The organism is Tardiphaga robiniae, assembly GCF_001618955.1.
GTDB lineage: Bacteria > Pseudomonadota > Alphaproteobacteria > Rhizobiales > Xanthobacteraceae > Tardiphaga > Tardiphaga robiniae_A.
This window is the reverse complement of the sequence record NZ_LVYV01000001.1, coordinates 317,501-330,295: the sequence shown is the minus strand read 5'-3', so window position 1 is coordinate 330,295 and position 12,795 is coordinate 317,501. Positions and strand designations below refer to the sequence as shown.

Annotated in this window: 8 protein-coding genes, 1 rRNA gene and 1 riboswitch (1 of these 10 running past the window's edge); of the genes, 6 read left to right on the top strand and 3 right to left on the bottom strand. The window is 61.0% G+C overall.

The annotated features are described in order from the left end of the window. Positions 1 to 10 precede the first annotated feature (10 nt). Positions 11 to 862 (bottom strand): chorismate mutase, encoded by an 852-nt coding sequence (locus A4A58_RS01565; protein WP_068729165.1) that lies wholly within the window; start codon positions 860 to 862, stop codon positions 11 to 13. A 214-nt stretch (positions 863 to 1,076) separates the two neighbouring features. Continuing rightward, a riboswitch (SAM riboswitch) is annotated at positions 1,077 to 1,156 on the top strand. Between the two features lie 87 nt (positions 1,157 to 1,243). Between A4A58_RS01565 and metX the strand changes: the two genes are divergently transcribed. The 3 genes from metX to A4A58_RS01550 all read left to right on the top strand — a co-directional run bounded on the left by metX (position 1,244) and on the right by A4A58_RS01550 (position 4,121). After that, the gene (metX, locus tag A4A58_RS01560; RefSeq protein WP_068729163.1) at positions 1,244 to 2,446 is read left to right on the top strand and encodes a homoserine O-acetyltransferase MetX; all 1,203 of its coding nucleotides are present in this window, start codon (positions 1,244 to 1,246) and stop codon (positions 2,444 to 2,446) included. Positions 2,447 to 2,448: 2 nt separating this feature from the next. Next, the gene (gene metW, locus A4A58_RS01555; protein ID WP_244499621.1) at positions 2,449 to 3,135 is read left to right on the top strand and encodes a methionine biosynthesis protein MetW; all 687 of its coding nucleotides are present in this window, start codon (positions 2,449 to 2,451) and stop codon (positions 3,133 to 3,135) included. Between the two features lie 341 nt (positions 3,136 to 3,476). After that, entirely contained in the window at positions 3,477 to 4,121 is a 645-nt protein-coding gene (locus A4A58_RS01550) for a TIGR02594 family protein (protein ID WP_068729161.1), read from the top strand. Positions 4,122 to 4,127: 6 nt separating this feature from the next. On the opposite strand, the gene A4A58_RS01545 is transcribed toward A4A58_RS01550, so the two are convergent. Continuing rightward, entirely contained in the window at positions 4,128 to 4,901 is a 774-nt protein-coding gene (locus A4A58_RS01545; RefSeq protein ID WP_068729159.1) for an MOSC domain-containing protein, read from the bottom strand. 231 nt (positions 4,902 to 5,132) lie between these two features. On the opposite strand from A4A58_RS01545, the gene clpB reads away from it, so the two are divergent. Then, positions 5,133 to 7,769, top strand: coding sequence for an ATP-dependent chaperone ClpB (clpB, locus tag A4A58_RS01540; RefSeq protein WP_068729157.1), 2,637 nt, complete (start codon positions 5,133 to 5,135; stop codon positions 7,767 to 7,769). Positions 7,770 to 7,841: 72 nt separating this feature from the next. Further along, a complete protein-coding gene (locus A4A58_RS01535; RefSeq protein WP_068729155.1) occupies positions 7,842 to 8,480 on the top strand; it encodes an NAD(P)H-binding protein in 639 nt (212 codons plus the stop codon). Positions 8,481 to 8,574: 94 nt separating this feature from the next. On the opposite strand, the gene A4A58_RS01530 is transcribed toward A4A58_RS01535, so the two are convergent. Then, positions 8,575 to 10,638: a M23 family metallopeptidase gene (locus tag A4A58_RS01530; RefSeq protein WP_068729153.1), complete on the bottom strand. Its 2,064-nt coding sequence runs from the start codon at positions 10,636 to 10,638 to the stop codon at positions 8,575 to 8,577. An 839-nt stretch (positions 10,639 to 11,477) separates the two neighbouring features. On the opposite strand from A4A58_RS01530, the gene A4A58_RS01520 reads away from it, so the two are divergent. Then, positions 11,478 to 12,795: ribosomal RNA gene (locus A4A58_RS01520) — 16S ribosomal RNA — on the top strand (it continues 169 nt past the right edge of the window).

Below are 12,795 nucleotides of genomic sequence, written 5' to 3'. Positions count from 1 at the left end.
TCAGATTGGCTTACGAACGCGGTGCGTCGTTGGCGGCCACGGTATAGCGGGTTGCGTGGCTGCCGACGAGAGCCGTGGAGCGCACCGACGCGCCGGCTTCGATCAGCGCCGACTTGATCTTGTCGAGGCTCGAGGCTCTCGTGATCGAGATCAGCAGCGCCGCGCCGTCAAAGGCGGTATCCGGCACGGCGACGATTTCGGCCAGTGGCGACAGCGCGCGCGCGGTCTCGGCATTCCAGCCTGACACTCGCACGCTCCACATCTCGACTTCGGTCACCATGGCGCTGTCGGCGACGCGCGACACCACAAACACCGGCAATGCGGCCGGATGGTCGGCGCGTTCGATGAACGGCAGGCGCGCGATGATCTTCGGCGCGCCCTGGGCTTCCAGCGGGATCCACCACGGCGTGCGGCTGGATGTCGCCGAGACCAGCGCGAGATCGCCCTTGGACTTGGCCACGGCCTCGACCGCTGCGGCCGCGCTGAAATGCGCGATGTAAGGCACCGTGAAGCCGAAGTGAAAGCGCGCGGAATCCCGCATTGCGCTCTCGCCGAGCGACAGATCCGCATGCACCGAGAACGGCGCCTGAACGTAAGTGAAAGTCGAGATGATCACCCGCCAGATGCTCTCGACGGTGTCGATCGGCAGGATGCCGCGATGGCGCTGCACCAGACGGCGCATCATGTCGGCCTCGCGCGCCGGCCGGAAGGCAGAACCGACCTCCTGGGTCTGCTTCACCGAAATCAGCCGGTCGATGATGTCGCCGCGCTGCATCAACAGGGCGTGAACCTGTGCGTCGATGCTGTCGATCTCTTTGCGCAGTTCGTCCAGCGAGGGCGGGGCGGGTGGTAATTTCGACATGTTCAAAACCTTCGGGACGGGAGGCGTGATAGGTCCCGTCAAGCTTGGCCGGGCCGGCTCCAGGGAGCCGGCGGGCACGGCCATTGATTAGGTAAGACGGTGCCGGAAAGCAAAGAAAACATGGCGGATTTGGCCGCAGGGCAGTTGGTCAATTTGACCGGGCCATACGCCTGTTTGCCCATATTGACGGCAGGCGAGCGTGGGACTAATATCTTCTCACTCCCGTGGTCATTTGAGCCGGCCGGCTTGCAGCCACGTTAAACAACTCGCTAAACAGGCCGGGGACAGTTTGATCCCGGCCGAACTATTTGTTCAGGCCGGGTTTTTTATGGCCTGATTCCGGTTTTGGTTTGAGAACCTCCTGAGGAGGCCGGTATCAAGATGGTAAATGTCGAACTGGTGAAGAGTCCGGTTGTCCGCCCCGATGAGCGTGGACATGAAGCCGATCATCCGACCTCGCTGGTCGCGGCCTTCGGCATGGATCAGCCGTTGCGGCTCGATTGCGGCATCGACCTCGCCCCGTTCCAAATCGCCTATCAGACCTACGGAACTCTCAACGCCGACAAATCCAATGCTATCCTGGTCTGCCACGCTTTGACCGGCGACCAGCACGTCGCCAATATCAATCCGATCACCGGCAAGCCCGGTTGGTGGCAGACACTGGTCGGCCCGGGCAAGGCACTCGATACCGAACGCTACTTCATCATTTCCTCCAATGTGCTTGGCGGCTGCATGGGCTCGACCGGCCCGGCGTCGACCAATCCCGCTACCGGCAAGATCTGGGGGCTGGATTTCCCGGTCATCACCATTCCCGACATGGTGCGTGCGCAGGCGATGCTGATCGACAGTCTCGGTATTGGCCAGCTGTTCTGCGTCGTCGGCGGCTCCATGGGCGGCATGCAGACGCTGCAATGGACCGCGGCTTATCCGGAGCGGGTGTTCTCCGCGCTGGCGGTCGCCTGCAGCACGCGGCACTCGGCGCAGAATATTGCTTTCCACGAATTGGGGCGTCAGGCCGTGATGGCCGATCCCGACTGGCGCGGCGGGCGCTATTTCGAGGAAGGCACACATCCGCATCGCGGCCTTGGCGTCGCGCGCATGGCCGCGCATATTACTTATCTCTCGGATGCCGCTTTGCACCGCAAGTTCGGTCGGCGCATGCAGGACAGGGAATTGCCGACATTCTCGTTCGACGCTGATTTCCAGGTCGAGAGCTATCTGCGCTACCAGGGTTCGTCCTTTGTCGAGCGCTTCGACGCGAACTCCTATCTCTATCTGACGCGCGCCATGGACTATTTCGATATTGCGGCCGACCACAACGGCAAGCTTGCGGAAGCGTTTCGCGATACGCAGACGCGCTTCTGTCTGATGTCGTTCACATCAGACTGGCTGTTTCCGACGGCGGAATCACGCGACGTCGTGCATGCGCTGAATGCCGGCGGCGTCCGCGTGTCCTTTGCGGAGATCGAGACCGACAAGGGCCATGATGCCTTCCTGCTCGACGTGCCCGAGTTTCTCGATATCGCCGGTGCGTTCCTGAATTCCGCAGCCTCCGTACGCGGCCTGCCGGTTACGGGGGCATAGAGATGGCGTTTCAACAACAGACCTTGCCGCTGAATTCTGCGGTGGCGACGCCGGCGCCGCGCGGCACGCAGGACTATCGCGGCGATCACCTCCTGGTTGCGGAGATGATCAAGCCGGGCTCGAAGGTGCTCGACGTCGGCTGTGGTGACGGCGATCTGCTGCAATTGCTGGAAAGCCGCGGTATCGACGGCCGCGGCATCGAACTGTCGCGCGAGGGCGTCAACCGCTGCGTCGGCAAAGGCCTCGCAGTGGTGCAGGGCGACGCCGATACGGACTTGATCAACTATCCCGACGATGCGTTCGACTACGTGATCCTGTCGCAGACGCTGCAGGCGACACGGCAGCCGCGGGTGGTGCTGGAAAATCTACTGCGCATCGGTCGCAGCGCCATCGTGTCGTTTCCGAATTTTGGCTTCTGGAAAATGCGCGTGCAGTTGCTTGTCGGCGGTCGCATGCCACGTACGGAGAATCTGCCGGCGACGTGGTACGACACGCCGAACATTCACTTCTGTACCATCAAGGATTTCGTTGTCTTGTGCGACGAGATCAACGTGAAGATGGAGCGTGCCGTTGCACTCGATCTCTATGGCCGTCCGCTGCGCCTCAATGCGCCTTGGTGGTTCTGGAACATGTTCGGGGAGCAGGGCGTTTTCCTGCTGAGCCGCGCGAGTAAATCGGCGCAACCCTGATCGCGTGTAGATTTCTGCCTGATGGAAGCAGAAATACCGCATTCTATGCGGCTTTTCACGCCGTGTGTCGGTCCGCGATGCACGCCAAAGATGTGCTTAAAAGCTAATTCGAATAGGTAATATAAGCGCACATTCTGTCGAATGGGTGGCTGGTATGTCTATACGTATGGCGTCCGTTGAAGTTGAAGCGATTCACTCCGATGTCGCCGTTAAAAAATCGTCACTTGAACCGTTCTAGGTCTTGTTATCGCCATACCAACTTCGTTACCACGCCCGTCCCGATTGTTGGCCCGCGTATTTGGGCCGATGGGGTTCGGGGGTGTTAAGAGGAAAAATTCGGTATGGTTCAGTTCTTTGCGTATCGCCGTGCACTTCGCATCTCGGCTCTTGCGGTGTGTTCGGCGGCAGTTCTCGCGTCAGTCTCTCCTGCGTCGGCACGTCCTCATCACGGCGCTTCGCGTCATTCGCACCACGTCGGCAAGTACACACACAGCACGCGTCATCACGTCCGGCATCGCGCGCGGTATGCGCGACGCAGTGCCCGAGTCGAACAGCAGGCGCCTTCGTTCGGCGACTCCACAAATTTCAATAACGCCAATGCAAGCATGAACCAGCCCTCCGGTGGCTTCGGCGGTTCGGGTATCGTTGACGCTGCACGCAGCTTCATCGGCCGCGGCAATCCGACCGCGCGCGGTCGCTTGTGGTGCGCAGCGTTCATGAACCTCGTATTGAAGCGCACCGGCCATCAGGGCACGGGCTCGGACATGGCGCGCTCGTTCTCGAGCTATGGCCAGCGCATCTCCGGTCCGCAGGTCGGCGCCATCGCCGTGATGTCGCGCGGTCGTCGCGGCGGTCATGTCGGTGTCGTCTCGGGCGTCGATGCCAAGGGCAACCCGATCATCGTCTCCGGCAATCACGGCAACCGCGTCGCCGAGTCGGTGTATTCGCGTGGCCGCGTTTACGCCTACGTGATGCCGACGAGCTGAGTTCGTCTATTCTTCGACGACGATCTTATCGCCGGCGGTGATCATGCCGCCGGTGATGACCTCAGCGTAAATTCCGCAATCGGCATGACCGTAGGTCTGCAGCAGCGTTTTCGGAATCATCAGATCCCGCGCGGCCGTATCCGGATCGACATTGGTCGCTGCACAGCGGACGATGCGCTTCACCACCTTGAGCCGGGTGCTGCCGATGGCGAGCGTCCGGTCGATCAATTCGAATTCATGCCAGGCCGGCCAGCCCGCTACATGTAAGTTGCCGCGAAAGCGCAGCGGATGCACCGTCTGCCCGACGGCCTTTTCGAGATCTTTGACGCTGGCAAGGTTGATGATCGACACCACCTTGCGCGGCACGTCCGAAAAGCTATGGCCGTCCGCGAACAGCACCTTGGGTGGTCCGCGCAATTCATCGGCAAAATTTGCAGCGAAGAACGCTTCGATCTCCGCACGTCCTTCGGCCGTCTGCAGATCGGCTCGCGCTGCCTCCACATTGTCCTGCCGGATCGTCAGTGTATGGCTGGCGTCGTCGTAGTGGCTGCGGAGCGTCGCCAGGCGCTCGTTGCGCATCAGCATCAGAAACTGGGTCTTGGGAAAATATTGCGGTGCTGCCGGGTCGAACCCGATCGGGCCGTTCTCGATGGCATAGCGCCGGTCCGCGGGCAGGGGCTGGCCGGGCTTCAGCGTGACTTGTTCCAGAGGCTCGGGCGTCAGGCCCTTCACGGGATAGCGGTAGATGCTGGCAACGCTGGCGTAAGACTGTTCTGGCATGGTTCCGGTCTTAAGAGATTTGGGCCCGCGGCGCCATCGCCTGGTCGATTGGAATTTTATGCGGACCCCTTCCGTTTCGGGAACTGGCTGCCCACATTTGCATCAAGCTGGTTTTGACGCCAGCGACGACCGCAGCCGGTTGACCACCATCAATGCGGCCTGCGGAAACCCAATGAAGATGCCCCATCTGTGCTTTCGAGGCGGACAGGGCAGGCCGAGGGACAACACACGATGAACATTGAGAAATACACCGAACGGGTGCGCGGTTTCATCCAGTCGGCGCAGTCACTGGCTGTGCGCGAGGGCCATCAGCAATTCTCGCCGCTGCACATTCTGAAAGTTCTGCTGGACGACAGCGAAGGTCTGGCCGGCGGCCTGATCGATCGCGCCGGCGGCAACTCCCGCGCCATCCTGAAGGCGACGGAAACCGAGCTGGGCAAGATGCCCAAGGTCTCGGGCGCAGGGGCCGGGCAGGTCTATCTGGCGCCAGCGACCGCGCGCGCTTTCGATGCAGCCGAAAAGGCCGCCGAAAAGGCCGGCGACAGTTTCGTCACCGTGGAGCGGCTGCTGCTTGCGCTGGCGCTCGACAAGGACTCCGAAGCCGGCAGCCTGCTCAACAAGGGCGGCGTCACCCCGCAGAATCTCAACGCCGCGATCAATGCGCTGCGCAAGGGCCGCACGGCGGATTCCGCCACGGCCGAAAATGCCTATGACGCGTTGAAGAAATATGCCCGCGACCTGACCCAGGCGGCGCGTGACGGCAAGCTCGACCCGGTGATCGGCCGCGACGAGGAAATCCGCCGCACGATTCAGGTATTGTCGCGGCGAACCAAGAATAATCCCGTGCTGATCGGCGAACCCGGCGTCGGCAAGACTGCCATTGTCGAAGGTCTCGCGCTGCGCATCCTCAATGGCGACGTGCCGGAGAGCCTGAAGGACAAAAGCCTGCTGTCGCTCGATCTCGGTGCGCTGATCGCCGGTGCGAAATATCGCGGCGAGTTCGAGGAGCGGCTGAAGGCGGTGCTCGGCGAGGTGACCTCGGCCGAGGGCGGCATCATCCTGTTCATCGACGAAATGCATCAGCTGATCGGCGCCGGCAAGGGCGATGGCGCAATGGATGCGTCCAACCTGCTGAAGCCTGCGCTCGCCCGCGGCGAATTGCATTGCATCGGCGCCACCACGCTCGACGAATATCGCAAGCATGTGGAGAAGGACGCGGCGCTGGCGCGGCGCTTCCAGCCGATCTTCGTGGCGGAACCGACCGTCGAAGATACGGTCTCGATCCTGCGCGGCCTCAAGGACAAATACGAACAGCATCACGGCGTCCGCATCACGGATAGCGCGCTGGTCGCTGCCGTCACCCTGTCGAACCGTTACATCACCGATCGCTTCCTGCCGGACAAGGCCATCGACCTGATGGACGAAGCTTCGGCGCGGCTGAAGATGCAGGTCGATTCCAAACCTGAAGAACTCGACTCGATGGACCGCGAAATCATCCGGCTCAAGATCGAGCAGGAGGCGCTTGGCAAGGAAACCGATGCCGGCTCGAAGAGCAGGCTCGAAACGCTCAAGAAGGAACTCGCCGAGCTCGAAGAGAAATCGGCAGCGCTCACCCAGCGCTGGTCGGCCGAGAAGAACAAGTTGTCGAATGCGCAGAAGCTCAAGAGCGAGCTCGATGGCTTGCGCCTCGAATTGGCCGAGGCGCAGCGCCGCGGCGAATATCAACGCGCTGGCGAACTGGCCTATGGCCGGATTCCCGATCTTGAAAAGCGGCTGGCCGATATCGAAGCCAACGAGAATTCCGAGATGATGGAAGAGGCGGTCACCGCCAATCACATCGCGCAGGTGGTCTCGCGCTGGACCGGCGTGCCGGTCGACAAGATGCTCGAAGGTGAGAAGGACAAGCTGCTGCGCATGGAACTCAGCCTCGGCGAGCGCGTCGTCGGCCAGGCCGAAGCCGTGCGCGCGGTGGCAACTGCCGTCCGTCGTTCACGGGCAGGCCTGCAGGATCCGAACCGGCCGATCGGCTCGTTCATGTTTCTCGGTCCCACCGGTGTCGGCAAGACCGAACTGACCAAGGCGCTGGCGTCCTATCTGTTCGACGACGACACCGCGATGGTTCGTCTCGATATGTCCGAATATATGGAGAAGCACTCGGTCTCGCGTCTGATCGGCGCGCCTCCGGGCTATGTCGGTTATGACGAGGGCGGCGCGCTCACCGAAGCTGTGCGGCGGCGGCCCTATCAGGTCGTGCTGTTCGACGAGGTCGAGAAGGCGCATCCGGATGTGTTCAACGTGCTGCTGCAGGTGCTCGACGATGGCCGGCTGACCGATGGCCAGGGCCGCACTGTCGATTTCCGCAACACGCTGATCATCATGACGTCGAATCTCGGTTCCGAATTCCTGGTCAATCAGCCCGAGGGCGAGGATACGTCAGCCGTGCGCGACCTGGTGATGGGCAATGTCCGCGCCCATTTCCGGCCGGAATTCCTGAATCGCGTCGACGAGATCATCCTGTTCCACCGCTTGCAGAAGAGCGAGATGGGTCGGATCGTCGAGATCCAGTTCGCGCGGCTCACCAAGCTGCTGGAAGATCGCAAGATCACGTTGGTGCTCGAGGACGAAGCCCGCGACTGGCTCGCCGACAAGGGCTGGGATCCCGCCTACGGCGCCCGTCCCCTCAAGCGCGTGATCCAGCGCAACGTGCAGGATCCGCTGGCCGAGATGATCCTCGCCGGCGACGTCAGGGACGGCGACCATGTCGACATAAGCGCCGCCGGCAACGTCCTGACCTTCAATGGCAAGCCGGCACGGACCGCGGAGATCGCCGAGTTCGAGGCGCCGGTGCCGAAGCGGCAGCTGAATTGACGGCACGGGTTTAAACGCAACGAAACGGCCTGAATCTCGCGGTTCAGGCCGTTTCCATGTCGGAGAAAGATCATGACCCGCATTCTCGTGGTCGGCGCCACCGGCCTTGTCGGCCGCCATGTCATCGCCAAAGCGCTCGCCGACAGTCGGATTACGCGCATCGTTGCGCCGACGCGGCGGCCGCTTGAGGCGCATGCGAAGCTCGACAACCCGCTGGTCGATTTCGACCGGTTACCAGCCGAGGCCGACTGGTGGGACGTCGATGGTGTGATCTGTGCACTCGGCACGACGCGCGCCAAGGCCGGCTCGGATCAGGCGTTTCGCGTTGTGGATCATGATTACCCGCTTGAAGTCGCCCGGCTGGCGCGCAAGCACGGCGCTAGCCGTTTCGCGCTCAATTCGTCGGTGGGTGCCAATGCGCGCTCAAAGTTGCTCTATCCGCGTACCAAAGGCGAAGTGGAGGAAGCGCTGAAGGCGATGGGCTTTCCGTCTTTGACGATTGTGCGGCCGGGCCTGATCGGTGGTGATCGCGACGAATTCCGGCTAGGCGAGCACGTCGCGGCGGCGGTGCTCGGTGTGCTGGGTCCGGTTCTGCCGCGCAGCTACCGGATCAGTCCGGCAGACAAGATCGCCGACGCATTGATCGAGGCCGCCGTGACCGACGCGCCTGGCGTTTGCCTGATTGAATCAAGCGAGCTCGCTGCGGATTGATCGCCGGACCTCAGCGTTTTTTGCTACTGTCCCGAGCGTCCCCTAGCCCACGCGGCGTCGGTCTGATGCGCAGAACAAGGCGAAAAATACGAATTTAGCGGCTGGTCGTCGGCCGTGCTGGTGGCACCGCGCCGGTCACGCCGGCATCGGACACGCGGGCGCCGGGGCCACGCATGGTCATCTGGGCGTCGATCCGGTCACGTTCCTTCTCGAAGCCGGCCATGATCGGCCCTTCGAGCGAGCGGCCGCGTGGCAGTTTCACGCGCATAGGATCGACGAAGCGGCCGTTGACCAGAATTTCGTAGTGAACGTGGGCGCCGGTGGACATGCCGGTCGAGCCGACGAAGCCGATGACCTGGCCCTGCCGCACGCGCTTGCCGGGCTCCATGCCCTTGGCGAAGGCCGACATATGGCCGTAGGCGGTCTCGTAGCCGTTATTGTGCTTGATGCGGATATATTTGCCGTAGCCGCCTTCCCAGGCGGCTTTTTCAATCACGCCGTTGCCGGATGCGAAAATCGGGGTGCCGTAGGGCGTCGACCAGTCCACGCCGGTATGCATCTTGGTGTAGCCGAGGATCGGGTGGCGGCGTCCGCCGAAGCCCGAACGCATGATGGCGTTATTGACGGGTTTGCGGACCAGGAACTTCTTCGCGCTCTTGCCGGTCTCGTCATAGTAGTCGACGACCGAGTCGTCGGTGGTCAGGAAGCGATAGTATTTCTTGGTTTCGCCGCCCACTGTAAGCGAAGCGAACAGCACTTCGGTCTTTTCGGTGATGGTGGCGCCTTCGTCTTCGCCGGCGAAGAACACGTCGAACGAGTCGCCGGGCTGTACTTTGCGCTGGAAATCCACGTCGTAGGAGTAGATCCGGATCATGTCCTCGATGACGGTGGCAGGGACCTTGTTGCGCAGCGCCGTCTCGTAAATGCTCTGATAGAGCCGCACGCCGGTGCCGTCATCCTCCTCGTCATCATCCGATGCGCTTGGCGCTTCGGCGACGGTATTCATGCTGGAGACATCGACGGCGACGTATTTGCCGAGATCGGAGAGGGCGGCGACCGCCTCGATGGTGGAATCGTTGGCGACGATGACGCGGTAGGGCTGCAAACGCTGGCCCGGTCCGGCCGGCGACATGAGGATTCGAACTTTCTGGCCTTCCTTCAGTCCGCCGTCGCGGCCGCGGGCACCCAGCGTATAGGCGATGGCCTTGGCTTCCTCGGGCATAGCGCCCTGGTCGCGCAGGATGTTCAGGATGGTGTCGCCCTTCTTGACGATATGGATACGCTCGCCATTCGGGTTGCCGCCGGTCGCCTGATCCTTGGTCTTGGCCAGCAGCGTGACGTTTTCCGGCACGATACGGGTTTCGAAGCCGGCATAAGGATCGGCCGTGGTGCCTTCGGCGGCATAGGCCATCTTCATGTCGGGCTGTCCGCCGATATCGCCGGTGGCGCTGGCGACTGTCGTGTAGCGAACGCCAGTATTGCCGCGCCAGTTGGAGGCGTCGCGCACGCGCATCAAGACTTCATCGATAGCAACGCTGGCGCCGATCTTGGCTTTCGGCAGTACCTGACCGAGATCGCGGGTGACGAAGGAGACTTCGGCATCGGGCTCGACGGCATTCGGATTGACCGCGGCGTCGTCGCTGTTCGGAGCGGGGCTGCCGACATCGGTCAGCAGGCGCTGGGCATTGAAGGGCGGGATCTTGGCGCTGAGATCGCTGGTCGCCATGGCCAGATTGCCGGAAATCCGGATGAAGGGCCGCACGCGCATGACGTCGCGATTGCCGACGCGGGTGACGGTGGAGACTTTGAGTACCTGGCGCGCGGCGGAAGAGTCGCTCGGCGGCGGCAGGCGGTCGGACTTATGCAGGCTGGCTTGTTTGTCGGTGGCACTGAAGGCGCCGCGTAGCGCGCCTTCGACGCGTTCGGGTACCTTGGCAAAGGTCATCTCGCCGTCAAGCGACGCAAAAACGGCGCCGCCGATCAGAGCCGCGCCGCAGAGACCTGTGAGGATAGTACCACTGAACCACTGTACCGAAACGCGGCGACGATCGATGACTGCGGCTTCGGAGCCATCAACGGATAGCGGCGGCTCGTGGCCGAGATCAATCATCCCGGTCTCACGATTATAGGCGCCACCGCGTGACAGTCCGTGATTCAAGCCGACATCCCCCGAATTCCCAGCATCATGCGAAGAGTCTTCCCCAAGCACATCGCATCGACGGTCGAACAGTGCGCGCCAAAATGCTGGCCGAATGGACGAACGTCAATGCTGCAAACTCTTTCGCTGTGTTCTCTTTGGCCCAAAAGCGCACTGCGATGACGCAGCTCGTTCTTTCGAGAGACCGTTGGGCCCAGATCCGGTTCGACCGCCCCCAAAAAGTTTCAGGGGCGACGCAGAATCTTTGCACAAGGCATGCTCAGAACGTCGGAGGAATGTGGCTCTTGTACGGCGTCACCCCTGTAAAACCTACGCTTTTTGGGCCCTGGGGCCTCCTCCACAGTACGTGACGATTTTCTGACGAATGGCGTTGACAGTTTCGGGTGAGGGGGCCTATAACCCGGCCACTGAGCGCAGCGGCGCCGGGGCCTACCAGCCCGGGCGGTTGTTCGTGTCTCGGAAGCTCATCACCGCGAAGAGTGTTTTAGTAGCCGATAGGTGTCGGCTGCTGATCTGTTGTCGGGTGATTGAGTAGCAAGATTTTCTCCCTCTCGGGGGGAGTGACGCTTCGGCGTTGGGCTGTTTGACAAGTTAAAATGAAGAAAGAGAAACGTGGACGGCGGAGTCCTTGCGGGTCTCGTTCGATGGGAGCTTCGGCTTCCTGAGGCGGGGCCGGACGAAAGACTTCGGCGGTACACGTTTTGAACAAAGGTTAACACCATCGTTGTTAGCGCTGTGAAGCGCGGACAGCAGGTCGCCAAAGCCGCAAGGTTTTGAACGACTTAGTATGGTGGGACCTCGTCAATACGTTGTGATCAGCCGGTTTAAAGTTTCAAGTCCAACTTGAGAGTTTGATCCTGGCTCAGAGCGAACGCTGGCGGCAGGCTTAACACATGCAAGTCGAACGGGCGTAGCAATACGTCAGTGGCAGACGGGTGAGTAACGCGTGGGAACATACCTCTTGGTTCGGAACAACACAGGGAAACTTGTGCTAATACCGGATAAGCCCTTACGGGGAAAGATTTATCGCCGAGAGATTGGCCCGCGTCTGATTAGCTAGTTGGTAGGGTAATGGCCTACCAAGGCGACGATCAGTAGCTGGTCTGAGAGGATGATCAGCCACATTGGGACTGAGACACGGCCCAAACTCCTACGGGAGGCAGCAGTGGGGAATATTGGACAATGGGCGCAAGCCTGATCCAGCCATGCCGCGTGAGTGATGAAGGCCCTAGGGTTGTAAAGCTCTTTTGTACGGGAAGATAATGACGGTACCGTAAGAATAAGCCCCGGCTAACTTCGTGCCAGCAGCCGCGGTAATACGAAGGGGGCTAGCGTTGCTCGGAATCACTGGGCGTAAAGGGTGCGTAGGCGGGTTTTTAAGTCAGAGGTGAAATCCTGGAGCTCAACTCCAGAACTGCCTTTGATACTGAAAGTCTTGAGTATGGGAGAGGTGAGTGGAACTGCGAGTGTAGAGGTGAAATTCGTAGATATTCGCAAGAACACCAGTGGCGAAGGCGGCTCACTGGCCCATAACTGACGCTGAGGCACGAAAGCGTGGGGAGCAAACAGGATTAGATACCCTGGTAGTCCACGCCGTAAACGATGAATGCCAGCCGTTAGTGGGTTTACTCACTAGTGGCGCAGCTAACGCTTTAAGCATTCCGCCTGGGGAGTACGGTCGCAAGATTAAAACTCAAAGGAATTGACGGGGGCCCGCACAAGCGGTGGAGCATGTGGTTTAATTCGACGCAACGCGCAGAACCTTACCAGCCCTTGACATGTCTATGACCGGTACCAGAGATGGAACCTTCCCTTCGGGGCATAGAGCACAGGTGCTGCATGGCTGTCGTCAGCTCGTGTCGTGAGATGTTGGGTTAAGTCCCGCAACGAGCGCAACCCCCGTCCTTAGTTGCTACCATTTAGTTGAGCACTCTAAGGAGACTGCCGGTGATAAGCCGCGAGGAAGGTGGGGATGACGTCAAGTCCTCATGGCCCTTACGGGCTGGGCTACACACGTGCTACAATGGCGGTGACAATGGGAGGCAAAGGGGCGACCCCTCGCAAATCTCAAAAAGCCGTCTCAGTTCGGATTGGGCTCTGCAACTCGAGCCCATGAAGTTGGAATCGCTAGTAATCGTGGATCAGCATGCCACGGTG

Bases quoted from the DNA above. Each gene is read 5' to 3' on its own strand.
- A4A58_RS01565 (WP_068729165.1), bottom strand. From the start codon at position 862: ATGTCGAAATTACCACCCGCCCCGCCCTCGCTGGACGAACTGCGCAAA.
- metX (WP_068729163.1), top strand. From the start codon at position 1,244: ATGGTAAATGTCGAACTGGTGAAGAGTCCGGTTGTCCGCCCCGATGAG.
- metW (WP_244499621.1), top strand. From the start codon at position 2,449: ATGGCGTTTCAACAACAGACCTTGCCGCTGAATTCTGCGGTGGCGACG.
- A4A58_RS01550 (WP_068729161.1), top strand. From the start codon at position 3,477: ATGGTTCAGTTCTTTGCGTATCGCCGTGCACTTCGCATCTCGGCTCTT.
- A4A58_RS01545 (WP_068729159.1), bottom strand. From the start codon at position 4,901: ATGCCAGAACAGTCTTACGCCAGCGTTGCCAGCATCTACCGCTATCCC.
- clpB (WP_068729157.1), top strand. From the start codon at position 5,133: ATGAACATTGAGAAATACACCGAACGGGTGCGCGGTTTCATCCAGTCG.
- A4A58_RS01535 (WP_068729155.1), top strand. From the start codon at position 7,842: ATGACCCGCATTCTCGTGGTCGGCGCCACCGGCCTTGTCGGCCGCCAT.